Source organism: Aquibacillus halophilus, assembly GCF_009649745.1.
In the GTDB taxonomy this organism is placed as follows: Bacteria; Bacillota; Bacilli; order Bacillales; family Amphibacillaceae; genus Aquibacillus; species Aquibacillus halophilus.
Genome location: NZ_WJNG01000007.1, coordinates 182289 through 207328, shown reverse-complemented (window position 1 = coordinate 207328; position 25040 = coordinate 182289). Strand labels below are relative to the sequence as shown.

29 protein-coding genes and 1 other annotated feature are annotated in these 25040 nt (G+C 36.2%); of the genes, 2 read left to right on the top strand and 27 right to left on the bottom strand.

All coding sequences use genetic code 11. The features are described from left to right. Positions 1-24 precede the first annotated feature (24 nt). The 12 genes from queA to nadB form a co-directional block, all read right to left on the bottom strand. On the bottom strand, positions 25-1053 hold the full coding sequence (gene queA, locus GH741_RS09925; RefSeq protein ID WP_153736642.1) for a tRNA preQ1(34) S-adenosylmethionine ribosyltransferase-isomerase QueA: 1029 nt from the start codon (positions 1051-1053) through the stop codon (positions 25-27). Positions 1054-1073: 20 nt separating this feature from the next. Continuing rightward, a complete protein-coding gene (locus GH741_RS09920; protein ID WP_170287603.1) occupies positions 1074-1265 on the bottom strand; it encodes a DUF2905 domain-containing protein in 192 nt (63 codons plus the stop codon). A gap of 5 nt (positions 1266-1270) precedes the next feature. Then, positions 1271-2272: a Holliday junction branch migration DNA helicase RuvB gene (ruvB, locus tag GH741_RS09915; RefSeq protein ID WP_338079341.1), complete on the bottom strand. Its 1002-nt coding sequence runs from the start codon at positions 2270-2272 to the stop codon at positions 1271-1273. Between the two features lie 20 nt (positions 2273-2292). Next, positions 2293-2907 carry a Holliday junction branch migration protein RuvA gene (ruvA, locus tag GH741_RS09910; RefSeq protein WP_153736640.1) on the bottom strand — a complete coding sequence of 205 codons (615 nt, stop codon included), beginning with the start codon at positions 2905-2907 and terminating at the stop codon, positions 2293-2295. A gap of 142 nt (positions 2908-3049) precedes the next feature. Then, positions 3050-3595, bottom strand: a complete 546-nt coding sequence (locus GH741_RS09905) for a BofC C-terminal domain-containing protein (protein WP_170287602.1) — start codon at positions 3593-3595, stop codon at positions 3050-3052. A gap of 211 nt (positions 3596-3806) precedes the next feature. Then, positions 3807-4400: a YhcN/YlaJ family sporulation lipoprotein gene (locus GH741_RS09900; RefSeq protein WP_153736638.1), complete on the bottom strand. Its 594-nt coding sequence runs from the start codon at positions 4398-4400 to the stop codon at positions 3807-3809. Between the two features lie 95 nt (positions 4401-4495). Next, complete coding sequence (gene nadE / locus GH741_RS09895; RefSeq protein WP_153736637.1) at positions 4496-5245, bottom strand: NAD(+) synthase; 750 nt, start codon at positions 5243-5245, stop codon at positions 4496-4498. Positions 5246-5277: 32 nt separating this feature from the next. Continuing rightward, positions 5278-6240, bottom strand: coding sequence for a phosphotransferase (locus GH741_RS22295; RefSeq protein ID WP_170287601.1), 963 nt, complete (start codon positions 6238-6240; stop codon positions 5278-5280). Next, entirely contained in the window at positions 6233-7516 is a 1284-nt protein-coding gene (gene safA / locus GH741_RS09885) for a SafA/ExsA family spore coat assembly protein (protein WP_153736635.1), read from the bottom strand. Before safA ends, GH741_RS22295 begins: the two co-directional genes overlap by 8 nt. A gap of 287 nt (positions 7517-7803) precedes the next feature. Continuing rightward, positions 7804-8910 carry a quinolinate synthase NadA gene (nadA, locus tag GH741_RS09880; protein ID WP_153736634.1) on the bottom strand — a complete coding sequence of 369 codons (1107 nt, stop codon included), beginning with the start codon at positions 8908-8910 and terminating at the stop codon, positions 7804-7806. After that, the gene (gene nadC / locus GH741_RS09875; protein WP_153736633.1) at positions 8907-9767 is read right to left on the bottom strand and encodes a carboxylating nicotinate-nucleotide diphosphorylase; all 861 of its coding nucleotides are present in this window, start codon (positions 9765-9767) and stop codon (positions 8907-8909) included. The genes nadA and nadC overlap by 4 nt, the downstream gene beginning before the upstream one ends. After that, entirely contained in the window at positions 9764-11353 is a 1590-nt protein-coding gene (gene nadB, locus GH741_RS09870; RefSeq protein ID WP_420809395.1) for an L-aspartate oxidase, read from the bottom strand. The genes nadC and nadB overlap by 4 nt, the downstream gene beginning before the upstream one ends. A gap of 130 nt (positions 11354-11483) precedes the next feature. Here nadB and GH741_RS09865 point away from each other — a divergent pair, with 130 nt between their 5' ends. Next, on the top strand, positions 11484-12596 hold the full coding sequence (locus GH741_RS09865) for an IscS subfamily cysteine desulfurase (protein WP_153736631.1): 1113 nt from the start codon (positions 11484-11486) through the stop codon (positions 12594-12596). Between the two features lie 18 nt (positions 12597-12614). Then, positions 12615-13154 carry a transcription repressor NadR gene (locus GH741_RS09860; RefSeq protein WP_153736630.1) on the top strand — a complete coding sequence of 180 codons (540 nt, stop codon included), beginning with the start codon at positions 12615-12617 and terminating at the stop codon, positions 13152-13154. 40 nt (positions 13155-13194) lie between these two features. On the opposite strand, the gene pheA is transcribed toward GH741_RS09860, so the two are convergent. The 15 genes from pheA to GH741_RS09785 all read right to left on the bottom strand — a co-directional run bounded on the left by pheA (position 13195) and on the right by GH741_RS09785 (position 25005). Beyond that, on the bottom strand, positions 13195-14073 hold the full coding sequence (gene pheA, locus GH741_RS09855) for a prephenate dehydratase (protein ID WP_338079340.1): 879 nt from the start codon (positions 14071-14073) through the stop codon (positions 13195-13197). 15 nt (positions 14074-14088) lie between these two features. After that, positions 14089-14538, bottom strand: coding sequence for an ACT domain-containing protein (locus tag GH741_RS09850; protein ID WP_153736629.1), 450 nt, complete (start codon positions 14536-14538; stop codon positions 14089-14091). A 39-nt stretch (positions 14539-14577) separates the two neighbouring features. Further along, positions 14578-15858: a GTPase ObgE gene (gene obgE, locus GH741_RS09845; protein WP_338079339.1), complete on the bottom strand. Its 1281-nt coding sequence runs from the start codon at positions 15856-15858 to the stop codon at positions 14578-14580. 14 nt (positions 15859-15872) lie between these two features. Further along, entirely contained in the window at positions 15873-16412 is a 540-nt protein-coding gene (locus tag GH741_RS09840; protein ID WP_170287600.1) for a Spo0B domain-containing protein, read from the bottom strand. A 174-nt stretch (positions 16413-16586) separates the two neighbouring features. Further along, entirely contained in the window at positions 16587-16877 is a 291-nt protein-coding gene (gene rpmA / locus GH741_RS09835) for a 50S ribosomal protein L27 (RefSeq protein ID WP_153736627.1), read from the bottom strand. A gap of 14 nt (positions 16878-16891) precedes the next feature. Continuing rightward, a complete protein-coding gene (locus GH741_RS09830; protein ID WP_153736626.1) occupies positions 16892-17221 on the bottom strand; it encodes a ribosomal-processing cysteine protease Prp in 330 nt (109 codons plus the stop codon). Between the two features lie 13 nt (positions 17222-17234). Continuing rightward, complete coding sequence (gene rplU, locus GH741_RS09825) at positions 17235-17543, bottom strand: 50S ribosomal protein L21 (protein WP_153736625.1); 309 nt, start codon at positions 17541-17543, stop codon at positions 17235-17237. Between the two features lie 14 nt (positions 17544-17557). Next, positions 17558-17632 (bottom strand) — a sequence feature (ribosomal protein L21 leader region). A gap of 36 nt (positions 17633-17668) precedes the next feature. Then, on the bottom strand, positions 17669-19132 hold the full coding sequence (locus tag GH741_RS09820; RefSeq protein WP_153736624.1) for an Rne/Rng family ribonuclease: 1464 nt from the start codon (positions 19130-19132) through the stop codon (positions 17669-17671). A 21-nt stretch (positions 19133-19153) separates the two neighbouring features. Continuing rightward, the gene (locus tag GH741_RS09815; protein ID WP_240795456.1) at positions 19154-20026 is read right to left on the bottom strand and encodes a M50 family metallopeptidase; all 873 of its coding nucleotides are present in this window, start codon (positions 20024-20026) and stop codon (positions 19154-19156) included. Next, entirely contained in the window at positions 20010-20777 is a 768-nt protein-coding gene (locus GH741_RS09810; RefSeq protein WP_153736623.1) for a M23 family metallopeptidase, read from the bottom strand. Before GH741_RS09810 ends, GH741_RS09815 begins: the two co-directional genes overlap by 17 nt. A gap of 188 nt (positions 20778-20965) precedes the next feature. Further along, positions 20966-21763, bottom strand: coding sequence for a septum site-determining protein MinD (minD, locus tag GH741_RS09805; protein ID WP_153736622.1), 798 nt, complete (start codon positions 21761-21763; stop codon positions 20966-20968). Further along, the gene (gene minC / locus GH741_RS09800) at positions 21756-22442 is read right to left on the bottom strand and encodes a septum site-determining protein MinC (protein ID WP_338079338.1); all 687 of its coding nucleotides are present in this window, start codon (positions 22440-22442) and stop codon (positions 21756-21758) included. The genes minD and minC overlap by 8 nt, the downstream gene beginning before the upstream one ends. A 100-nt stretch (positions 22443-22542) precedes the next feature. Then, positions 22543-23076, bottom strand: coding sequence for a rod shape-determining protein MreD (gene mreD, locus GH741_RS09795; RefSeq protein ID WP_153736621.1), 534 nt, complete (start codon positions 23074-23076; stop codon positions 22543-22545). After that, the gene (mreC, locus tag GH741_RS09790) at positions 23076-23951 is read right to left on the bottom strand and encodes a rod shape-determining protein MreC (RefSeq protein WP_153736620.1); all 876 of its coding nucleotides are present in this window, start codon (positions 23949-23951) and stop codon (positions 23076-23078) included. The genes mreD and mreC overlap by 1 nt, the downstream gene beginning before the upstream one ends. A gap of 13 nt (positions 23952-23964) precedes the next feature. Further along, positions 23965-25005 (bottom strand): rod shape-determining protein, encoded by a 1041-nt coding sequence (locus tag GH741_RS09785; protein WP_153736619.1) that lies wholly within the window; start codon positions 25003-25005, stop codon positions 23965-23967. Between the last annotated feature and the right edge of the window lie 35 nt (positions 25006-25040).

Sequence of the window (25040 nt, the reverse complement as noted above, 5' to 3'; positions counted from 1 at the left end):
TTCTGTTTCGATAATCGAATTTTTTTAAATAATTAACATAGCATCGCCAAAACTAAAAAAACGATACCTTTGATTAATTGCTTCATGATATGCATCTAGTACGAATGATTGTCCAGCTAATGCACTAACTAACATGATGAGCGTGGATTTTGGTAGATGAAAGTTCGTTATTAACCCATCGATAGCCTTAAATGTGTATGGTGGATAAATGAAAATATCTGTCCATCCACTTGCTTCTGTGAAGTTGCCATCATTATCTCGAGCAATGGTCTCTAATGTTCGTGTTGAGGTTGTGCCAACAGAAATAATTCGACCTTTATTTTTTCTTATTCGGTCTAATTGTTCAGCTGTTTCTTGTGACATATGATAAAACTCTGAGTGCATGTCATGGTCATCAATAGAATCAACACTTACTGGTCTAAACGTACCTAGTCCGACATGTAGAGTAATGAAAGCTATTTCAACCCCCATGTTTCTAATGGATTCTAGTAATTCTTTTGTAAAATGTAAGCCAGCAGTGGGAGCTGCTGCAGATCCTTCTTCCTTGGCATAAACTGTCTGATAGCGTTCTTTATCAGGTAATTGTTCTTTAATGTAAGGCGGTAACGGCATTTCACCAAGATCATTTAACACTTCTAAGAAAATGCCTTGGTAATCAAATTTTAAAATTCGACCACCGTGTTCTTTCACGTCTATACAGGTTGCAACTAGTTTATTTTCCCCAAAAGAAATTACGCTTCCTTCTTTTATCTTTTTAGCTGGCTTGACTAGTACTTCCCATTGATCCGCCTCTTGCTGATGTAAGAGTAACACTTCTATCTTTGCACCAGTATCCTGTTTACTTCCATATAGCCTAGCAGGTAGGACTCTTGTATCATTCAACACTAGACAGTCTCCGGGATGCAGATAACTAGTAATATCAGAAAATATTCTATGCTCAATTGTTTTACTTTTACGATCCATTACCAACAGGCGTGAGGAAGTTCGATCTGCCAAGGGTGTTTGAGCTATTAATTCTTCAGGAAGTTCAAAATCAAAATCGTTTATATTCATATCTTTCTCCTAACTTATAATTAGCGAAACTTGCCAATTACATAAAAAATGACGGTTAAAATAATACTAACAATAATCGAAGTCATAATAGGGAAATGGAACGATACGTTTCCCTTTCTAAAACTAATATCACCTGGTAGCTTACCAAATATTCCCCAAATAAGGCCAATAATAATAAAAATGACTCCTATAACAATAAATACTTTACCCATTCCGGTCAAGCCTCAGGCACCTCCCGGTTGAAGTGTTCATATGCTTTATGTGTTACCAGCCTACCTCTTGGAGTACGCTGAATAAAACCCTTTTGCAAAAGAAAAGGCTCATATACATCTTCAATAGTTTGTGATTCCTCACCAATCGTCGCAGCAATCGTATCAAGGCCTACAGGACCACCATTGAACCCGTCCATGATACCTAATAATAGTTTATGGTCAATATGGTCTAACCCTGCTGGATCTACTTGTAGCATCTCTAAAGCATGTTGTGTTGTCTCCAGATTAACTTCTGGTTCTCCTTTTACTTGAGATATATCCCGAACACGTTTGAGAAGGCGATTAGCGATTCTAGGCGTTCCTCTGGATCTCCTTGCAATCTCCGTTGCAGCATCTTTTTTTATAATGACATCAAATATTTCAGATGTTCTTTCAACAATTGAGCATAAGTCTTTTGTTTCATAAAATTCTAGTCTACTTAACACTCCAAACCGATCCCGGAGGGGAGCCGATAATAGTCCTGCTCTAGTTGTAGCTCCAACTAGAGTAAATGGAGGTAATTCCAAACGAACTGACCTTGCACTTGATCCAGATCCAATGACAATGTCTAAGCAAAAATCTTCCATCGCAGGATACAATATTTCCTCTACAGCACGAGGCAACCGATGTATCTCATCAATAAACAACACATCACCTGCTTCTAAGGAAGACAATATAGCCGCTAAATCTCCTGCTCGTTCAATCGCTGGCCCTGATGTAGTTCGGAATTGTACCCCCATTTCATTTGCAATTATTGATGCTAAGGTAGTTTTCCCAAGACCAGGAGGACCATAAAGCAGCACATGGTCTAGTGGTTCATCTCTTAATTTTGCTGCTTCGATAAATATACTAAGATTGTTTTTCGCCTTGTGTTGCCCAATGTATTGCTTCAGAGTAGTTGGGCGTAAACTGAGTTCGATAGATGTATCTACCTCTTGGATTTCACTTGATATCATTCGATCCTCCACTGCGGATCACCTCCCACTTTTCATTTTTGCATCATTAACGCTAACCCTTTTCGTATCAACTCATCCGTATTGTCATGTTCTTCTTTTTTCAGCATTGGAGTTATATCTCTAATTTCCCTGTCTGAATAACCAAGGGATTTCATTGCTTCAATTGCATCATCAATTGCTTTTATTTTTTCAGGGGAATGTGTTGTTCCATTAGTACTTGTTCGATCCCCACTAGCAATATCAAATTCGAACGGCAGTTTACCCTTTAAGTCAAGGATCATCTGACGAGCCGTTTTCTTACCTACACCTGGAAAGCTAGTAAGAAATTTCTCATCTTCTTCTTCAATTGCAACGACAAAATCATTAACTCCTGTCGTGGCAAGAATAGCTAAAGCTCCTTTTGGACCTATTCCTGAAACATTCAACAATTTTGAGAACAAAAGCTTATTTTCAGTTTTTTTAAAACCATATAATACCTGAGTATCTTCACGAACATAATGGTAGGTATAGATTTGAACTTGTTCACCTATTTGATCTTGAAACACAAATGGATTAGCACAGAAGATCTCATAGCCAACCCCATTTGCTTCTACAATAACAGCATGCTCGTTTATTACAGCTAAATTACCTTTTATGTATGCAATCATTTTCTATTCTCCTCATAAACAATATAAACCTACTCTATTTTACCATACAAGCGTATGTTCGTATAACTTTTTAAAGCTTAATTTTTCTTTTAAAAACATAAAAAGAGCCTACCATAACTGGTTAAGGCTCTGATTATTATTACTAGTTGCTAACAGAACGAGATGGTGTCATATCCCTAAAGGCTTCTAACACATATTGATAGACTTCTTTCGTTTCAATTTTAATGCCGTCCTGTAACTGTTTTGCTTGATAACTTTCTAATTCACTTGTGTCAATCTGGTAAAAGGATTGAATCACTTGTTCGTGAGTTGGTCTTCCATTGAAAATGGTTAATATATCATTTTTTAGGCCAAAATACCCTTTTTCCTTCAGATATGGAGAAATATCAGGTATTTCTTTTCTAAACACAATCTTTCCCTCTTTTTGGTCAATTACTTGCCAACCATGATAATAAGACCAAAAGTCTTCCATTGCTCCAATGGTTTCTGTATGTGTATTCTCTTCAAACTTACCATCAATATAATGCCTCTGTAATGTAACTTCCATTTCTAATGGTTCACGTAGAACATTTTCTTCCTGATCACTTTGACCTTCATCCTTGTTATCTGCTAGAACTAAACTGGATATTCCCAATCCACCAAATACGATAGCTAAAGACATAATCAGAAGAATCAAGTGTCGTTTCATTAACATTCACCTCATGATTTATATTAGATAAACTTAAATTCTCAATATAATGATAAGATTTAAGTTTCTTTAGAAAAACTTCTACTTAAAGTATGTCCAAATATAGAAGTTCTATCCATAGTTTCTACTATGGTTTGTTTTAGTTTTATAAAAATTTACAAAATTAAAATAGGTCCCTTGGTTTATTAACACAAAGGACCTAAATTAGTTATTATTTATTAAAAAAGTTGTCTAAATGATACTGTGTTTGATCTGGATTGTCATCGAACTTAATTTTTGAGTTTAAATCTCTCATTTTATTCCAATAGATTGCATCAGTATATACAATCACTTCTTTATTTGGAATGGTTTGGCTCGCACGATTACTTATTTTATTAACTATGTGTTCTGTATCTTCATCATAATGTTCTTGCATTAACATGGCTGAGATGATAATTTGTTTATCCGTTACAATAGTTTGTGACATGCGAACCTCTTCAAGTTCATTTACCACCTTTGAAATTGTTTCTGAATCCTGATTGAAGAAACTTTGGGTGTAGGAACCATTTTGGCCATCCGTCTGTTCTAAATCGGATTGAAAGCCGTCTAGATATCGTTCTTCAACATCTTCTTTGTTATTATTACGATTATTAGTTAGATTATTGGTGATTTGTTCTTCATGCTCAGATTCAGTAATGTATGTCATTGGGTGATGATTATTATTTACATTTTGACCAGACTCAGAGGCTTCATCATTTTCAGCACAGCCAACAAGTAAACCAAACAGCAACATCAAAGGAAAAGGATACTTAAAGATATTTTTCATTTAAAAAAACCTCCCTTACTACTTAGAATGAGTAAGGAAGGTTTTTTTATACCATCGGAAATGCGAATGAAAATTAAAATTTATAATGGCCCTAGTTATAAAATCTTAAAATTTTCAGGTCCTTTGGCCATCTCACGTTTGTGAGCAGTTCTTTTATGCATTCTTTCGATAATTTCTTTATCTTTCTGAGGAATTTCTTCCCCTTTTAAAAATTGATCAATAATTGCATAGCTTGTTCCCATTTCAGTTTCGTCTGTTTGTCCTTCCCAGAGACCAGCACTTGGCTGCTTATTGACAATTTCCCCAGGTACATCCAGATATTTTGCCATCTCTTTCACATCACCCTTTGATTGATGGACAAGAGGAACTAAATCCACACCACCATCACCAAATTTAGTGAAATATCCAGTGTACCACTCAGCAGCATTGTCCGTACCAACAACCAAGTATTGATAGTTAGCTGCGAGAGCATATAGTGTACTCATTCGAAGTCGAGCGCGTAAATTCGCATCAGCTAATTGTTGTTGATCTGGATTTATGTGTTTTTGATCCGTTAATTGCTTTTGAATAGTAGAGAACATTACATCATGTGTTTCGGTTAAATCAACTGTTATTGAGTTAATACCACAGCGGTCAATTACTTTTTTTGCATGCTCCATGTCCTGTGGGTTACTCTTACAAGGCATAATTACTCCTAATGAATTTTCAGGTGCTGCACGTTGAATTAAGTTCGCAACTACAGCAGAATCTATCCCTCCACTTACACCAACTAATAACCCCTTTACTCCTGTTTCTTCAATTTGTTGCTGTAACCATGCTACAAGATTGTCAACTTTTTCCTGCATTAGCAAATTAACCCCTTTCCAACAATAATAATTTATCTTAGCATAATGTCTACCTCTTCTACAAATTGCACACGATGTTTCCAATCCTCAGACAATCGGTTTAAATACCAAATAAACTTATTATTTGAATGATTTCTAGACGTAAAGTGCCACCACTCTCTAATAATATCTGAGGGAACAGTAATTCCATACAACCATAGACTAAAGTCTAACTGTTCATCATAAACAGAGTATGACAACAATCGATCAAGACTCCAATTGACATATGGAAGAAAACGTTGCCCTAGTTGAATATGGTCATATATCTGAGGAGACATTGATAACAAATCAAAATCAATTAAATGAACAATATTACTATTATCTCTTAAAAAATTGTGGGAAGCTACATCACCATGAGTCCATGTCCAATTAACTACAGACTTTTTTTCTATACTGTGCCAATCTAAATTAGCTAGAACTTTCAATCTGCTTTTTGTTGTTCGCAAAATATCCTCATATAAATACAAAAAGCCAAACTGCTCCATAATATGTCTTGTTTGATGTAGCTTTTCTAATCGATTGTACCATTTGACGTAGATTGGGGTCTTAATTTTAGGATTTTCAATCTTAATATCAGTAGCTTCCTTATGGAATTTTCTTAATGTAATTAGGGCATCCTCACGATCACTATGAAGTCTATATTGAAGTGACTGGCCGCTAATATATGGAGATAGTGTCCAAAAAACCCCAAATCCTTCAATTATTTGTGAGCCATTTGGAAAACAAGTGAATTTATTACTTTGATTAAACGTAAGCTTTTCAAAGAAATTCCACTGTTGTTCAATCGAACTGCTAAACTTATTATTTTTTAAAATATATTCATCATTATCACTTTTAAGGTAAAACACATTGTCCTTAATTGGACTAAGTTTATTTACGGTTAGCCCTCCTTGGTTATACAAAAAGGAGCAGAGACGATTCTTATTGGAATCGTCTCTGAACTGTTTTCTATTCACTTTCATCCTCATCTTGGCGATACCCTGGATTATATGGCAAATCAAACTGCGGTGCTCCAGTATTGGGTTGTGGGTAACCATACCCACCCGAATGTGGATTAGGATACCCTGGGCCATTTGGCAGCATTGAACCATGCGCTTGAGGATAATATGGTTGCTGATTATAACCAGTATCCCCATATGGAGATTGATAACCCATTGGTTGTTGAGGGTAATTGGAATATGGTTGATTGTATGGAACGGGCTGTATTGGTTGATTATGATTAGGAAATTGACTCATCTCTGGCTGAACACTTGGATACATCTGTTGATTTGGTAAAAACCCTTGCCCATAAGCAGGGTGTTGATTACTTATATCATTTTGATAAACACCAGGTAGGTGCTGAGGCATTTGTGGCATTTCCATACTGCTTGATGAGGATTCCATTGGTTCCTCATTATAGGGCAAGTTATGATTATGATTATGGTAAGGTGCCTCTACATTTGGATAACTATGCATATTATTATCGCCCACGAAGTTTTCAACCATAGGATGACTTGGCGCGCCTAGAGGCATTTGCTGAGCAGGATAAGGAACAGGATTCATCGGTAAACAATGCGGCATTGGTTGGTAGTAATTCATCGGCATTACTGGTGGTTGTGACATTGGCTGATACATTGGTTGTTGCATTGGCTGATGATGAATCTGTTGATTAGGATAATTTGTTGGTGCTTGCGGTTGATGCATTGGTTGTTGATCATTATTTTTAGGTTTATCATATTTTGGAACATGGGGTAGATCAGTATTGGCTTTTGCTTTCCACATGTCTTTTTCCATTTTAGGCAGATTTGGAATACCTGCTTGCTTCATTGCAAACTCCTCTTTCTTTGATTTTTTATGGTCATCTTCTTTTATAACTGGTAGCGATTTTTTTGATGTATCCTTGTATGTTTGCTTTGTAGGCTGTTTCTTGCTTTCCTCCTTACCCATCATCGGTACTTTCTTCTTTTCTTCTTTTTCATTTAATGGTAGTTTTTTCTTTTCCGCTGAGTCTTTTAATGGTACGTTTTTTTTCTCCTCTTTCTCTTTACCTGGGTACTTTTTCATTTCATTGTTTAATGGTTTTTCTTTTTTAACTTGTTTAGAAGTTGTTGGTACTTTAATTTTCATACCAGGCATAATCATGTCTGGATTAGATAAGTGAGTGTTCATTGCCTTTAATTCCTCAAAATCTACACCGTATTTTTGAGAAATTTCCCATAAAGTCTCGCCTCGTTGTACAACATGAATTTTCACCACTGAAACTCCCTTCTATATTTAATTGCATTTAGGCCAATAACATAACAATTCACTATCAACATATGCGAATAACCCAAAAAGTTGATTAAATATTTGTAGGATAAGCTGTTTTTTTAGACTAATTTCTCAAATAAAACAATGGTTAAGTTTAAGGAAAAGGTTAGTTATTTTAATTTTTAGATCGTTTAAACTCAACAAAAAGAAACCCTTATAGCATCAATGGCACTGATATCGTTAGATTCTGTCTAACAACATCGGTGCCATTTAGTATTAAGGGGTTATTTTTAAGATTTCTGAAGCATTCTTTCAAGCGCTAAAGTTGCTAGCCTTGTGATTGTTCTATCCACAGTTATTTGATTAATCACATGATTACTATCCAATTCTTCTAAAGTCCACAATAGATGTGGCAAATTTATGCGATTCATTGTTAAGCAAGGACACATGTAAGGATTTAAGGATACAATATGTTTGTCTGGATGATTATCAATTAATCGTTTCACTAAATTCATTTCTGTTCCTATTGCCCATTTACTTCCTATTGATGCACTTTCGATCATATCAATAATATATTTTGTGGAGCCTGCAAAATCAGATAGTGCCACAACTTCTCTGCTACATTCAGGATGAACAAGTATATTCATATCTGGTTCGTCTAATCTTATTTGTTCAACATTAGCAACAGTGAAGTTCTCATGCACCGAACAGTGACCTTTCCAAAGGATTACTCTTATGTCATCTATTTTTCCTTCGAATTCAAAACTGTCGGTATGTGGATTCCATACTGCCATTTGTTCAAGGGGTACTCCTAAATCAAATGCAGTATTTCGACCAAGGTGTTGATCAGGCAAAAATAGTATTCTTTCTTTTTGAGTAAAGGCCCATTCTAACATTTCCTTTGCGTTAGAAGATGTTACTGTTGCTCCCCCATTTTTTCCAACAAACGCTTTAATAGCTGCAGTAGAATTAACATATGTTAGTGGAATGACCGTGTCACCAAACGTTTCTTGAAACACTTGCCAGCTTCGTTCTGTTTGATCGATATCTGCCATATCTGCCATCGAGCAACCAGCCCGCATATCTGGCAAAATAACTTTCTGCTTATCTGTGGTTAGAATATCAGCAGTTTCTGCCATAAAATGGACCCCACAAAACACGATATACTCACATTCTGTATTCTCCGCGGAAATCTGTGCTAGTTGTAAAGAGTCTCCAGCCGCGTCAGCAAATTGAATTACTTCATCCTTTTGATAATGGTGCCCTGGTATAAACAGTCTGCTACCAAACTTTTCTTTAATTTGTCTAACCCGATTTTCCATCTCTTCGGTTGGAATTTTTTTATATTTTTCGGGCATTTGGTTGTGGTTAGTTTTTAAGGTTTCTAAAATACTCATTTTTCCCCTCCTTGTGATAACTCAACATGTTGAACATCAAAACTTATATCTAAGGATTTAACTGAATGAGTTAACAAACCAAGTGATATATATTCTACTCCGCTTTCACCGTAATCCTTTATATTTTCTAAATTAATGTTTCCAGATGCTTCTGTAATGATCGATTTTGGTATCAAAGCAACTAATTTTTTAACTTCTTCCGGACTACAATTATCTAGCATAATAACATCAGCATTTGCTTGAACTGCTTCTAGTACCTGTTCTTGATTCTCTGTTTCAACTTCAACCTTAACCATATGACCTAGACTATTTCGCACTTTTTCAACAGCTTTAGAAATTGATCCACAAAAAGCAATATGGTTATCCTTTATCATAACTCCATCATACAAACCAAACCTGTGATTAAAACCTCCACCGCAAGTTACTGCATATTTTTCGAACATTCTGAGCCCTGGTGTTGTTTTTCTGGTATCACAAACTTTTGTATAGTCGCTGTTTAAGGTCCTAATAGCACGTTCAGTTAAAGTAGTAATCCCACTCATTCGTTGTATCAAGTTTAAAATGACACGCTCTCCTGTTAATAGATCTCGAACCTGCCCACTTACCATTGCTATTTCAACGCCTTTTGTCAAACGGTCTCCGTCTTGCTTTAACAATTGTACTTTTATCCGAGGATTGAGTAGATGGTATGTTTCAATTATTACTTGAACACCAGAAAGAACTCCCTCGTCTTTAGCAATAAAAACCCCAATCCCCTCTTGATTTTGAGGGAAGATTGCTTGACTAGTTATATCTCTTTCCCCAATATCTTCTAAGAGAAATTGTTCAATCATCTTTCTCATCTTTAGCTGATTCATTTCCCCACTCCAAACATAATCTTTTGGTTATTTATGAATTCTAATTTTTGACGAATAATTCGCTTATTGTCCCACTTCTTGACGACTAACGGATAATCCTTTCGATAATGGGCACCTCTACTTTCAGTGCGTTCCAAAGCCGACATAATGATTAACCAACAAGTAGTGAGCATGTTAATTTTACCAAAATCTTCTTTACTAACTATCCTTAAATCAAATTGTGAATGATTATGATGTACACCGAACTGCTCAATCCATTTTCGGGCGTATGTTAAGCCGTGTTGTGTTCGTTCGATTCCAGCATGAGCTGTCATCATCTGGGTGATTTCCTGCTTTGTAGGCAAGTTGGTTTCGTTTAATTGCTCGAATTGATTTACTGGGTTTTTGTATTCTATACTAGTTATTTGGTTTTCCTTAATAGCTAATAAATGGTCAGCCAACTGATTAGAATATACAATTCCCTCTAATAATGAGTTGCTAGCTAATCTATTTGCACCATGAACTCCAGTACAAGCAACTTCACCAATTGCATAAAGTCCTATTACAGTTGTTATACCTGTTAAATCAGTCACTACTCCTCCCATTGAAAAATGCGCTCCTGGTGCTACTGGTAATAATTTATTATTAATTGACACGTTAGCTTGTTCACATATGGAAGTAATTGTAGGAAATTTTTCTTTGAAATTATTAATCATTGATATATCTAGATAGACCCTATTTCCTTTATTTATTTGGGCCTGAATTGTCCGAGCTACTATGTCTCTGGGAGCCAAATCTTCTAGTGGATGAACACCTTTCATTACTGGTCTGCCTTTCTCAGTAACTAAGATGGCACCTTCACCTCGGACAGCTTCTGAAACTAATCCATGACTTTTCCCGTGTGTATATAGCATCGTTGGGTGAAACTGAATAAATTCAAGATCAGTCAACTGAGCACCAGCACGATAGGCCAATGCAATCCCATCTCCTGTTACCGTTTCATCATTTGAGGTAACATTATATAATCCACCACAGCCACCTGTTGCCAAAACTACATGATTAGCATAATAGATAGACAAATCGTTATAAATATTGCTAGTTACCACTCCTTGGCAACAGTTAGCCTCAACTATTAAATCCAGCACTGTTTCATCTTCAACAATCTTGACTTTATCTCGCAATCTATTTATTAAGAAATCCATTATAACTTTACCTGTTGCGTCCCCACCAGCATGTATAATACGGCGGTGCATATGGGCTCCTTCTTTTCCTAGCGTTAACTTACCTAAGTGATCTCTATCAAAAGATAAACCTTGTTCTATCCATTTCGTTAGATACTCAGGTCCCTGTTTCACTAATAACTCTACTGCGGCAGGATTATTATAGTTACAGCCAGCAATCATTGTATCGAGATAATGACTTTTCCAATTGTCTGATTCAGATATGGAGGCAGCCACACCTCCTTGGGCCCGGACAGAATTGCTATTGTTCTTTTTGGTTTTTGTTAAAACAATCACATTCTTATGCTCACTTAGTCGATCAGCAAGAGACAAAGCAGCTAAACCACTGCCTATGATGATAATATCTACAGAATTTATTTTAATCACATCCAATGTGTCTTTACACCTATATTTACACATATATATTTAGATGACAAGACTTTTTTAAAAATGGTATGATAGATACATAAAATTTAGTAAGCAATCATCTAGTTATAAAGAAAGGAACATAATATTTATGATCTATTTAGACTATGCCGCTACAACGCCTATAAGCGATAACGCTCTTAATGTATATAATGAAGTTTCCAAAAATTTTTTTGGCAATTCCAGTAGTTTACATGATATTGGTACTTCTGCCAAAAACCTTTTAGCACATTGTCGCTCCGAACTTGCTGATCTAATCCATGCTAATGAAAAGGGACTTCTTTTTACAGGTGGGGGAACAGAATCTAATGTTCTAGCAATCGAAACACTAATTAATTCATACAAAGGAATAGGAAACCATATTATTACAACGGAAATGGAGCATTCTTCACTCTTAAACTATTTTAAATATCTAGAAGAAAATAAAGGGTACCACATCACCTACCTATCCCCTAACAAACAAGGTGAAATTAATGTAGATGATTTGATTAAAGCAATCAGCAGCACAACGATATTGGCCTCCATTCAGCATGCAAACTCAGAAATTGGTGTCGTCCAACCAATCGAGAAAATCGGTAAACTATTAAATCAACACGGTATATTATTTCATAGTGATTGCGTGCAAACATTTGGGAAATTACCGATTAACGTCCAACAAGCTCAGTTAGATAGCCTTTCAATTTCAAGTCATAAAATTTATGGTCCTAAAGGAGTGGGTGCAATCTATGTTAACCCTTCTCTAAAAGGAAATTCAGCAAAATCAAGTGGTCAACCTGGAACAGCAAATGTGCCAGGAATTGCAGCCTTTGTTACCGCTGCACAAGATGCATATAAAGATATAGACAAAGAGTCGTTCCGTTTATTAAAATTAAGACAGCAGTTTCTTACATCAGTCAAAAAAAGAAAATTAAGAATGGAAATTATAACTAATGATCATCTAAATCTCCCGCATATTATTGGGATACTCTTGGATAACGTACAAGGGGACTATGCGATGCTAGAATTCAATCGTGCCGGTATTGCTGTATCTACTGGTAGTGCTTGTAGTGTAGGCCATCAGCAACCAACAAAAGCAGTTCTTGCAATAGGTAAAAGCGAGGCAGAAGCAAAACAATTCATCCGTTTATCTTTAGGTAAATATACAAGCAATGTGGATATAGAAGAAGTAGTTACATTGTGTGAGAAAATAATAAACAATTATTAATAATTGGAGGATAAAGAAATGACTGATAAAAAAAAAATACTAGGTGAAAACAGAAGAGAATTAATCCTGCAATTATTAAAAGAAAGAAACGAGCCGATAACTGGTGGAGAGCTAGCAGATGAAGCAAGTGTCAGCCGGCAAGTAATTGTTCAGGATATCTCTTTATTGAAGGCAAAGAAAGTACCAATCATAGCTACTAGTCAAGGGTATATGTATTTGCAGCAAAACCACCAAAAACAAAGATTCAGTCAGATTGTCGCATGTAAACATACACCTGAACAAACACGGGAAGAACTTCGGTTAATTGTTGACCATGGTGTTACTGTAAAAGATGTTTTTATTGAGCATCCTGTTTACGGTGATCTAGTTGCATCTATTATGGTTAGCAACCGAAATGAAGTCGACCAATTCCTTAAGAAAGTAGAAGAAACAAATGCACCATATTTACTTCAATTAACTGATGGGATTCATCTTCATACACTCGAAGCAGATTCAGAAGAAAAACTACAGCTAGCTTACCATTCTTTAGATAGAGCAGGATTTATTATCCAATCATAACGAAAAAATCACCAGCTATAATATAGTTGGTGATTTCTTGTTAGTTGTGATTTACTGACAAACCATTGTAGGTGTAGTAAGGATAACTCCCTAATACATTTACCTTACAGCCTAACGACTCCAATTCTGCAATCGCATTCGGAATATGAACATCATCCATCTTTTCTTCTACGTCAATGAGGAAAAAATAGTTACCTAATCCTGTTTTCATAGGTCTGGATTCTATTTTGGAAAGATTTAGCCGTCTCCATGCAAATACCGATAGTACTTGGTGAAGTGCACCAGCCTGATCAGAACCTAATGAAACAATTAACGTTGTTTTATGTCCTTTTATCTCCATCTTTTTTGATTCTAGCTCATAGTTGTCTTTATGTAAAACAACAAATCGCGTGTGGTTATTTGTAAAATCGTGAATGTCTTTTTGTACGATAGAAAGGCCATATTCTTCAGCAGCAAGTTGGTTAGCAATCGCACCTATTTTAAGCTCAGGATTATCACTAACAAACTTTGCAGCAGCTCCAGTAGAGGTCATGTATTCAGCTCTCACTTCTTGCATTTCCGAATGTAAAAAGTGGTGACACTGGGCAATAGCATGTGAGTGAGAATAAACAAAGTTAATTTCTTTCCAATTAGACTGATTGAGAGGATGAACCATTAAGTGCTGTCGTATTGGAACTACTATCTCACTAATAATTTTTAAAAGTTTCTTTTGAATTAAATAATCAATTGTTAAATTAACTGAGCCTTCAATTGCATTTTCTAGAGGTACAACGCTAAACTTTACCTCTCCCTGTTCTACGGCATCTATACATTCTGGAATCGTTGTATAACTTTGTTTGTTTTCACCATTAAAAATTGCATCTACAGCAACTTTTGTAAAAGTACCCCTTGGTCCCAAATATCCAATCTTATTAGTCACAATGCTTCCCCCTGTCTATGCACCTGAACTTAATATTTCTACTTTATCTACAAAGTCCAAACGTTTTAATTGATATATTAATTCCTCAATGTTGATGAACATACCAGAGGTGTTTAATGAAATTGTCACATTAGCCTTGCCCTGTAATGGTATTGTTTGATGAATTGTTAAGATATTTCCACCAGCTTGTGCAACCGTTGATAACAAATTAGATAGCGTTCCAGTCCTATCTTCCAAATGGAAAAATAATGTAATCATCCGTTCCTTTACCATCGCTTGGAATGGAAATACCGCATCTTTATACTTATAAAAAGCACTCCGTGATAAATCTACCTTCTTTACAGCTTCAAAAACGGAGTCAACCTTCCCTCTTTCAATTAACTCTTTCGCCTCAATTGTTTTCTGCATAGATTCAGGTAGTATGTCACTTCTTACTAAGTAAAACTTTTCATCTTTTTCGACCATCTTACATTCCCCTTTTACATCACCCTACGTATCTCGGAATTATTCAAAAAATTCAAATTCATATTCCAACAGCCTTACTGTATCTTGATGTTTAGCACCCTTTGCTCTTAGTGCCTCATCAACACCCATACCTCGTAATTGCCTTGCAAAACGTTGTACAGATTCATCTGTATTAAAGTCTGTCATTTTGAATAGCTTTTCAACCGCCTGTCCGGATAGTACATAGGCACCGTCTGGATCTCTTGTAATTGTAAATGGCTTTTCAGCTTCTTGGTGTCGATACATTACCCGTTCATCTTTTTCCTCTAACGGTTTTGTATCTTTAGGAATTTCTTCTAACATATTAGCTACTGCAAACAAAAGTTCTCTTATACCCTCACGCTTAATTGTTGATATCGGATAGACTGGATACTTATCTTTTAGTTTATTTCTAAACTGCTCAAGCAGTTCCTCCGCTTCAGGCATATCCATCTTATTTGCGACAATTATTTGAGGCCTATGCTCGAGCTGTAAATCGTATTCTTTTAATTCGTTATTAATCGTAAGATAATCATCGTACGGATCACGACCCTCTGTTGCAGCCATGTCTATTACATGAACAATAATACGCGTACGCTCTACATGTCGTAGAAATTGGTGTCCCAGCCCAACACCTTCATGTGCTCCCTCAATCAAACCCGGTAAATCAGCCAAAACAAAACTGCGTTGGTCTTCCGTTTCAACAACACCTAAATTAGGTGCAAGTGTTGTAAAATGATAATCAGCAATTTTAGGTTTAGCAGCACTTACAACTGAAAGTAGGGTGGATTTCCCAACACTCGGAAAACCAACTAAGCCAGCATCGGCAATCAGTTTTAATTCAATCTGAATGTATCTTTCTCTTCCAGGTTCACCTTTTTCCGCAATATCCGGAGCTGGATTCCGTGGTGTTGCAAAACGGATATTTCCTCTACCACCTCTACCACCATTAACAATGGTTGACCGTTGTCCATGCTCAATTAAATCAGCAATTACTTCACCGGTATCATCATCTCTAACAGTAGTACCGGGAGGTACAGGTAAAATTAAAGGTTCAGAGTTTTTTCCATGCTGACCTTTACTCATACCATTCTCTCCGCGTGGGGCTTTGAAATGTTTCTGATAACGGAAATCCATAAGTGTGTTTAAGCCTTCATCAACCTCAAAGATAACGTCACCACCATGACCTCCATCACCACCAGCAGGACCACCATTTGGTACATACTTTTCTCTGCGATAGGCAACAAGTCCATTACCGCCATCGCCTGCTTTTACATATACTTTAACCTGATCAACAAACACAGTAGATCACCTCTCTAGTTGCACTCCATTTTTAATGTACATTTATATTGATTATTAGTTAGTGACTCAATAACTACTTTATGTAAATCTTGTTTTTTTACCAATTGTTCGTTTAGCTTTTCGATATCTTTGAAAGCTCCAGTTATTGATAGTTCTAGTTCTATTTTCGCATCACTTCCGTAGTGAAACAAAAGCGTTCCAGAATACATCTCCATTTTGGTTGCATAAGTTGTAAGTAATTCAGTTATTTCTTCTAATTGTTGATGAAGCTTTTCATCAAAATTACTTAGGTTCTTATTATCAATCTCAACCTTATAGTCTATACGAAAATTGTCAAACCTCCAATTAAAACTTATCACCCATATTGCCGTCTTTGGAATATCCAAATTAACTAATTTACGTTCTTGTTCAGCAATATCGACGCTTTCTTTTAATTTTTCTTGAACCTTGTCCATTTTGCCCAATGATGTGTATCCCATCAATAGTTGAACGGTATTCATCCAATCATGACGATAATAACGTAAAAGGTTAACTGTCTCCTCTTCTTTCATCATTTGTTCTCGCCCCCTAAGCATTATGAAAATTATAGCAAAAAAATGACGATTAGAAAAACAAAGGATGCTCACTTAACCTATTATTTTACCAGAATCACAAAATATTGGTCCTTTTTTATCATTACTAATAAAAAAGGACTCTAACCAAAAGGCTAGAATCCCCCTTATTTACTATTAAGCTTCTTGAGCTACTGGATACACGCTCACTTTTTTGCGATCGCGTCCGTAACGCTCAAATTTAACAACACCATCCATTTTAGCAAATAGTGTGTCATCTCCTCCACGGCCTACGTTTGCACCTGGGTAAATTTTTGTACCGCGTTGACGGTAAAGAATAGATCCACCAGTTACAAATTGTCCATCAGCGCGTTTTGCGCCAAGGCGTTTCGATTCTGAATCACGACCGTTTCTAGTACTACCTTGACCTTTCTTAGTAGCGAAAAACTGTAAATTTAGACGTAACATTGGTTTGCACCCCCTTATTTTTCAGAGATGGATATATATTGACCATAGTCTAGCTCGATGGTTTCAAGAGATACTAGCATCCCTTCTAACAGCCATTCGGCTTTAGAACGCGTATCCTCATCCAGCTTAGCTGGGAGCTCTACACGCAAGTAACCACCTTCGCCTCCTTGATCAATGATAGGTTCAATCTCACAAAGCTTAATCACTGCATTCACAGCTCCAAAGGAAACTGCTGATACGCCAGCACAAACTAAATCTTGTCCGACCGGACCACTCTCTGCATGGCCACTCAGCTCAAAAGCATTAATACTGTCATTATTGCGAATTATAATCACCTTAATCATTTACAACAAAACCTTATGCATTGATTTTCTCAATGATAACTTTCGTATATGGCTGACGGTGACCTTGTTTACGATGATAGTTTTTCTTTGCTTTGAATTTGATGACAGCGATTTTCTTCTTACGACCTTGTTTTTCAACTTTAGCCGTTACAGTAGCACCATCAACATATGGAGCTCCAACTTTTACATTGTCGCCACCAAGCATAAGAACCTTGTCAAAAGTTACAGCAGAACCAGTTTCACCTTCTAGTTTCTCAACATAGAGAGCTTGACCCTCTTCTACTTTCACTTGTTTCCCACCAGTTTCAATAATAGCGTACATACTCTTGCACCTCCTCTAGGACTAAGACTCGCCATACAGGTGCTAATCACTAGCTTTTAATAACCTGTTCTGCGCGGTTGTAGCATCGGGTGCTACGATGAATAACAGAATAATGTTACCATACTTTAAAAAAGTTTGTCAATACTATCATTGTTATTTCGAGAAAAATGACTAGTAACTAATTCTTGCGAACCAGTTAATTTTATCACATATGAGGCTACAGATCTCGTTATTTTTATAAAAACTTCTTTAAGAATACTCTCTTTCAATTTTGCTAGATTAATTTCATTTTGGAAAGATTTATATACAGCAGGGGATATTTCAATATAAAGTGCCTCATATTGGCTCGTTTGATATTGAAATAACTCTCGTTCAAGCATATAAGCATAAGTAATCGATGAAAAATCTCTTCTCTTCATCTGGTTGTTATCTAATAATAGATAAGGAAGCGTCTGTGATTCACGTTTTCTTGTCATTTCTAGCAAACCTAATTTAGTAAACCCATAAATTTCCGTTCGAACAGAATCCTTTGCGAGTTCCTTTTTAAAGGCTTGTACTACTTTTTCTTCGCTAGAATTGTTATTCATATCAATAAAGTCAATGATGATAATACCTGATAGATTTCTAAAACGGATTTGCTTGGCAACCTCAATCGCAGCGTCAATATTCGCTTGGACTATCGTTTGACTTTTGCTTGTCTTCCCAGTAAAACCGGCGGTATTAACATCTATTACAGTCATTGCTTCCGTTTGTTCAATAATTAATTCTACGCCTGTATTTGTTTGTACTAATGGATTGACTGCCTGTTCCATTAATTGCTTGACACTGAACGGTAGACTGTCTTCTATATTCTTTTCCCAGTGAATAGATTCCTGTAAACTGGGATATTCACTTCTAATCCGCCTAGCTTCATCTGAACTATCTAGATAGATTTCTTTAATTTCACTTGGGGAAAACTGTCGAATTAATCGATCTGGGACAGTTTTATCAGTATATACACACGATGGAACAGTACACTTACGACTTTGTATCTCAAGTAAGCGCCACTTATCCCTCAATTGGGTATATTCGTTAAGGGTAATATCAATCGAACAATCCTTTGCGGACGTACGGATTATTGCTCCTTCTTCCCCTTGTCTTATAGAATCAATTTCCTTTCTTAAATCCACTCGCAATTTATCGGACAGTTTTTTAGAAACGGCAATATAGTTTCCATGAGGTAAATAAACAATATTAATGCCAGGTACAGTAAGATTGGTTGTTAAACGAGCACCTTTGTTACCGTAAGCTTCTTTTTGAACTTGGACAAGTATGCTTTGCCCTTCTGTTATAACTGATTCAATACCCTTTTTATTATCTTTTCTAGCCTCTGGCAATTCTTTTCGTTGCAAGAATCCATGCTTATCATCTCCAATATCGATAAATGCTGCTTGCAATCCTTTTTCAATAGTGATGACCCGACCGATATAGATATTTCCGACCTGATTAGTCTGTGTAGGTCGGTTAACAATTAGCTCTGTCACTCTATTTTTTTCTTTAACGATTCCTATTTGTTCTGTAGTTGCTGATTGTATGTAAATTGATACCATTTATTTGTCCTCATTTCTCAATCACGAATCCCGTATTGCTACGATTTCTCCTGAAGTTGCTTGATATTGCTTAAACTTAAAATAAGCGTTCAGGCACTCCTGTTCATCAATAGTAGCAGCTTCACTTTCCTTACTATCGAAAATATAGATATCATGTCGATAATTTCGTCTAAAATAAGAGAATACATTCATTAGTGGGGCATCAGCCCCAACAAAAATCGGGCGAACTTTAGTTTTCTTAACATTGTCTGTATGCCTTGTTAGTAAAAAACGTAGAAATACAAAATATCTTTGTTTCCATTCTAGACGATTTTCCCATAATATAAAAGTAACCAGTAGAATTGTACTCAACGTAAAGGGATAGAAAAGTAAGAATACTAAAGCAGCAATAACTGAACAACCGATTGAGCTTATAATCATCCATTCATGTGCCTTTTTGTATGGGAATATTGATGAATACATCAGGAATAAAATTTTCCCACCATCTAAAGGCCAAATTGGTAACATGTTAAATGATAGAATAGTTGTATTGTATTGAAATGCCAATAGGATTACTGACGCAGGTAATAATGAAAAATTTGAGCAGCCTATTAAGACTAAATAAATTAAAACATGCTGAATAGGGCCTGCTAAGGCAATCAGCAACTCTTCACGTATCGGCTTACTTCCATGCTCATCGGTTTCCATAACCCCTCCAAACACCCACAGACTTATCCTTCTAATGCGCCATTGAAAAATTTTTGCCATTGTGTAATGACCAAATTCGTGAATAATTACTATCGCGAAGATCACACTTATTTCCATAAAGGTTCCCGTCAGTAGAGAAACACCGATAAAGAACCATAGAATTGGATGGATGTGGATGGGAGGTAAAAATTTAAGGACGTTCGTCAACTTCTATCACCTTAACTGGATCCAAAAATTGATTATTTTTTTCAATGGCAAAATATACATTTGAATTTGTTTCTGTTGGTATAAATTCACCTATCACTTCATTACTTGCTATAAACTGATACTGATAAACATCTATAGATGATAGATTTCCGTATATCGTATTGCTTCCGTCTCGATGCTGTACAATTACAGTTTTATTCGTTTTTGTATCATTCCCTGCAAAAATTACTGTTCCTTTATCTATGGCAACTACTTTGGATGTCTCTTTTGTTTGAATCAAAATTCCCCGCCCGTTTGTTTTAAACGATTGACTTACTGTCCCATTCACTGGTAGGGCTTGTCCTTGTTGATTTACTTGGTCCTCTTGACTTGGAGTTAAAGCTAAAGGATATCCGAATTTTTCTTGGTACCAATGGTTAACAGAAGCAAAAGGAAACTCCTCAGTCAAAGCCATACTTGTCCACTCTTTAGGTTGCTGAAGCCAATCGATGTCATTGCCTACAAAAAGTGCAACACCAAAGAACATCACCGCAGCCAGGATACTTTTCATCATTAATGACGCAACAAATGTATCCTTCACGCTTTTACTAGAATCAGTTATCGGTGAGAATGGTGCATAACCATGTTTTTCTTCATCATGAGGAAAAGTAGCCGTTGAAAAATTTCTATTGATTTTAGAATTACTTATACCAGTTTTATCCCTTTTTCGTTTAGAAATACTTTTTCGAACCTGCTTAATATCTTTATTCATAGCACTCACTTTCCTTCATGTCATATTTGTACAAGTCTATGAAGAACGACAAGCATATATGCGATTATCAAACAGAAATAGCTCATGAACTTAAAACGAACACTTAAAATAATTGTTCTATTGAGTTAAACCGGCAAAAATAAAAATCCCTTAACGTTGTGTTAAGGGATTTGAATAATTTATTCTCACTACGATCTCATACCAAAGAACTTTTTCACCTTGGTAAAAACTCCATTTTGATCCTCTAGAGACATAAGAGGAACAGACTCTCCTAAAATTCTTCTAGCAATGTTACGATAAGCAATTGACGCCCTTGTATTTGGATGGAAAGCAACAGGCTCTCCGTGATTTGATGCCTTAATTACATCATCATCGTCCGCAACAATACCCAATAGTTCAATCGATAGAATTTGTACGATTTCATCCACATCCAGCATATCTCCGTTTTTTACCATATGATTACGAATTCGATTTACTACTAAATGAGGAGGTTCAATATCCTCTTTCTCTAGTAATCCTATAATTCTATCAGCATCACGAACACTAGATTTCTCAGGGGTAACAACAACTATAGCCTTGTCTGCACCAGCCACTGCATTTTTATATCCTTGTTCGATCCCGGCAGGACAATCAATTAAGATATAGTCATAGTCTTGCTTTAACTCTGCGACAATTTCTTCCATTCCCTGTGGTGTTATCTCGGACTTATCGCTTGTTTGTGCAGCTGGTAATAAGAATAAACAATCAAATCGTTTATCTTTGATCAATGCTTGGTTTAATTTACAGCGTTTTTTCATAACGTCTACGATATCATATATAATCCGGTTCTCTAGGCCCATCACCACATCCAGGTTCCTCAAACCAATATCTGTATCGATTAGGCAAACTTTCTTTTCCATCAATGCTAATGCTGTACCTAAATTTGCGGTTGTAGTTGTTTTACCAACTCCACCCTTTCCAGACGTAATAACTATTGCTTCACCCATTTAAAATTCTCCTTTCAAACCCGTTTAAATCCGGCCGTTTTTGCGAAAGAACTTGAAGTCGGTCGATAACTATTTTTTCTTTGCTCTCGTCAATTAATCCACACTCCATATATACACCATCAGATTCATAATCTGGAGAGCGACTAATGTAATCTGCAATCCTCAGCTGACTAGGCTTCATATAAGATGCAGTAATGACAGCATCTCTATTTCCATATGCACCTGCGTGCGCTATGCCACGAAGACTTCCTAATACAAAAATATTACCACTTGCAACTATTTTTCCACCAGGGTTCACATCACCAATTAATAATAGATCCCCTTTAACCTCTAGTACTTGACCAGATCGGACGATTTTAGTGATAGACTTAATCTCACTATCTTCTTTCCATTCTAACGCTTGCTTTTTTAAAATAACATTTGATTCTATCGAGTGAACTACCAATTTATTTTTACTTCTAATTACTTCTCGAAGTTTTTCTTCCTGCTGTTTATGTAAATAACGATTACCAAGGTGTATAGTGACAGTAATCATCGGCTCATCCTTGTCCACATAATTTGTTGAGAGGACCTGTTCTAACTCTTGCATTACATCAGCAAACGAACAAGAATCATCAATAAATAATGTAAGACCATCCCTAGTACCTTTTATCGTTATCAGTTGCTTGTTGCCTATCACGATAAATTCACCCCAAAAATTTATTTTAAATATGTTGGAGATATTTCCAAAAATGGTGGGTGTAGATTAACACCATCACTTTTCAAACACTCACTTTATACTATTTTTTACGATCAAATTGTACTATTGACCATTTTACAAGTTTTCTTTTTACTATAGGATAGCATATTAAGAAAAATAATATATTAGCTAGGATAGTAGGAATCAGTCGGGTCATCATATATTCCTCCCAGAATATATCCATTGTCCCTATAAAGAAATAAATAAAATATATACCTATATCTGCAATACCGACAGCTATAATGGTCATTAATAAGACTACAAAATAGTTTGTATGTAATAACTTTGATAACCCATGGATTAAATATATTGTTAAAGCATATACAAACATGTATACGCCAATAACTGATGTATAAACAACATCTATTAGTAAACCAAAGAGGATAGCATTAACTATTGAAAAATAAGTATTTTCTTGGTCATAAAAAACAGCAACCATAACTAGAAATACTAATAGCCAGTGTGGAATAACAAGCAAGTCGTCCAACACCGAAATATTGGGTATAAAATCTAGCGCAACCCCCTCTAGCACGACTAAAGCTAAAAGGAAAAGAGGAAGGTAGAACTTCTGCATTACTCCTCCTCCTCTTCAGAAGTGTCTTCTTCTGGCTGCGCTGCTAAACGATTAACAACAATCACATGGTCCATGTTAGACAAGTCTGCTGCAGGCTTAACATATGCAATTTGAGTTAAACCATATTTGTCAGGTGTAACTTCTTCTATTGTACCTATTTCTAAGTCTCCTGGGAATACCCCACCCATTCCTGAGGAAACGACTAATTCTTCCCCATTAAGCTCTACCTCATACGCGTTTAGCTCTAATAATAAAAATTCAGATTCGGGATCAAATCCAACAATAAACCCGGTAACTTCCTCTTCGTTATCAGCAGCTATATTGACAGATATCCGATTGGACCTATCAAATCCACTTAAAAGTAATACCGTTGAGGTAAATTGAGAGGCAGACTGCACCTTTCCAATCATTCCTTCACCAGTAATAACAGCCATATTGGTTCGGACACCGTTTTGTTTACCCTTATTTAGTTTAACCTGGTGAGATGATGCCTCTGGACTTCTGGCAATAACTGATGCTTGTATTGGTTGATAATCAGTAATTGACTCAGTTTTACCTAAGACACTTCTCAGCTCTTGATTTTCCTGTTTTAACTCTTGTACTTCATACAATAAGTTCTTAGATTGACTTAATCTAGACTTTAACACTTGGTTCTCATCATATACGTTTTTCATACCCTCTATATTAGTAATAAGACTTGTTGTAAAATCAACAGGTTTATGGACAATACTTTGAAACCATCCTACTGTATCATGTAAGAACTCTTCTACTAGCGAAAGCTCCTCGCGATCGCGTATAGAAAATCCGATTAAACCAACAAGTATTATAAAACCTACTAAAATGACAAAAAGACGTTTTTTATGAAAAAAAGACATTAATCACACCTACTTATTCCAATCTGGAACGCGAGGACACATTTGGATGAGATCTAAAATGGTGAATATACTCTAAAGACTTTCCAGTACCAATCGCGACACTATCAAGCGGTTCATCAGCCACAAATACAGGCATTTTAGTTTCATCACTGATTACTTGATCTAGATTTTTTAGTAAAGCTCCACCACCAGACAATACAATCCCTCTGTCCATTATATCAGCAGCGAGTTCTGGAGGTGTTTTTTCTAAAGTATTTTTAACTGCTTCAATAATAGCAGAAACCGTATCCTTTAAAGATAGAGCAACCTCTTCTGCGGTAATAGTAATTGTCTTTGGTAAACCTGTTAAGAGATCCCTACCACGTATGTCCAACTCTTCGTTGTCTATTAGGTTCCCAGCTGAGCCAATGTCCATTTTAATTGATTCAGCTGTTCTTTCGCCAATCATAAGATTATAATTCTTACGGACATATTGAATAATTGATTCATCCATATTATCCCCAGCTATACGAATTGATCGACTCGAAACAATTCCACCTAGAGATATAATGGCTACTTCTGTAGTTCCACCACCGATATCAACAATCATACTACCTGTTGGTTCCCAAACAGGTAACCCGGCTCCTATGGCCGCTGCAAACGGCTCAGCAATTGGAAAGGCATCTTTAGCTCCAGCTTGCTTGGTCGCATCGATGACTGCACGCTCTTCTACCATTGTAATGCCTGAAGGAACACATACCATTACGTTTGGTTTTCTGGCAAAAGAAGACCGATTCTTCTGAGCTTGTTTTATATAATATTTCATCATTACTGCAGTTGTATCATAATCAGCAATCACGCCATCTTTCATTGGTCGAATTACAGAAATATTTCCAGGTGTACGCCCAATCATATTTCTAGCGTCCCTACCTACTGCTTGGATTTCCCCTGTATTCAAGTTTTTTGCCACAACTGATGGTTCGCGAACGACAATGCCCTTCCCCTTAACAAACACGAGGGTATTTGCGGTACCTAAATCTATTCCTAAATCTTGCGATAAACTAAATCTACCCAACGAAATCTCCCTTTCCAAAAAACCATCCTGTGTTT

What these genes read in the sequence shown, in the direction of transcription:
- GH741_RS09905 (WP_170287602.1), bottom strand. Translation starts at nt 3,595, where the DNA reads ATGAAACGACACTTGATTCTTCTGATTATGTCTTTAGCTATCGTATTT.
- GH741_RS09810 (WP_153736623.1), bottom strand. Translation starts at nt 20,777, where the DNA reads ATGAATAAAGATATTAAGCAGGTTCGAAAAAGTATTTCTAAACGAAAA.
- minD (WP_153736622.1), bottom strand. Translation starts at nt 21,763, where the DNA reads ATGGGTGAAGCAATAGTTATTACGTCTGGAAAGGGTGGAGTTGGTAAA.
- GH741_RS09840 (WP_170287600.1), bottom strand. Translation starts at nt 16,412, where the DNA reads ATGATGAAAGAAGAGGAGACAGTTAACCTTTTACGTTATTATCGTCAT.
- nadE (WP_153736637.1), bottom strand. Translation starts at nt 5,245, where the DNA reads ATGCAGGAAAAAGTTGACAATCTTGTAGCATGGTTACAGCAACAAATT.
- mreD (WP_153736621.1), bottom strand. Translation starts at nt 23,076, where the DNA reads ATGCAGAAGTTCTACCTTCCTCTTTTCCTTTTAGCTTTAGTCGTGCTA.
- GH741_RS09820 (WP_153736624.1), bottom strand. Translation starts at nt 19,132, where the DNA reads ATGGTATCAATTTACATACAATCAGCAACTACAGAACAAATAGGAATC.
- queA (WP_153736642.1), bottom strand. Translation starts at nt 1,053, where the DNA reads ATGAATATAAACGATTTTGATTTTGAACTTCCTGAAGAATTAATAGCT.
- ruvA (WP_153736640.1), bottom strand. Translation starts at nt 2,907, where the DNA reads ATGATTGCATACATAAAAGGTAATTTAGCTGTAATAAACGAGCATGCT.
- GH741_RS09860 (WP_153736630.1), top strand. Translation starts at nt 12,615, where the DNA reads ATGACTGATAAAAAAAAAATACTAGGTGAAAACAGAAGAGAATTAATC.
- GH741_RS09900 (WP_153736638.1), bottom strand. Translation starts at nt 4,400, where the DNA reads ATGAAAAATATCTTTAAGTATCCTTTTCCTTTGATGTTGCTGTTTGGT.
- GH741_RS09850 (WP_153736629.1), bottom strand. Translation starts at nt 14,538, where the DNA reads ATGGTCGAAAAAGATGAAAAGTTTTACTTAGTAAGAAGTGACATACTA.
- rpmA (WP_153736627.1), bottom strand. Translation starts at nt 16,877, where the DNA reads ATGTTACGTCTAAATTTACAGTTTTTCGCTACTAAGAAAGGTCAAGGT.
- GH741_RS09830 (WP_153736626.1), bottom strand. Translation starts at nt 17,221, where the DNA reads ATGATTAAGGTGATTATAATTCGCAATAATGACAGTATTAATGCTTTT.
- nadA (WP_153736634.1), bottom strand. Translation starts at nt 8,910, where the DNA reads ATGAGTATTTTAGAAACCTTAAAAACTAACCACAACCAAATGCCCGAA.
- rplU (WP_153736625.1), bottom strand. Translation starts at nt 17,543, where the DNA reads ATGTACGCTATTATTGAAACTGGTGGGAAACAAGTGAAAGTAGAAGAG.
- GH741_RS09865 (WP_153736631.1), top strand. Translation starts at nt 11,484, where the DNA reads ATGATCTATTTAGACTATGCCGCTACAACGCCTATAAGCGATAACGCT.
- mreC (WP_153736620.1), bottom strand. Translation starts at nt 23,951, where the DNA reads ATGTCTTTTTTTCATAAAAAACGTCTTTTTGTCATTTTAGTAGGTTTT.
- GH741_RS09920 (WP_170287603.1), bottom strand. Translation starts at nt 1,265, where the DNA reads ATGGGTAAAGTATTTATTGTTATAGGAGTCATTTTTATTATTATTGGC.
- nadC (WP_153736633.1), bottom strand. Translation starts at nt 9,767, where the DNA reads ATGAATCAGCTAAAGATGAGAAAGATGATTGAACAATTTCTCTTAGAA.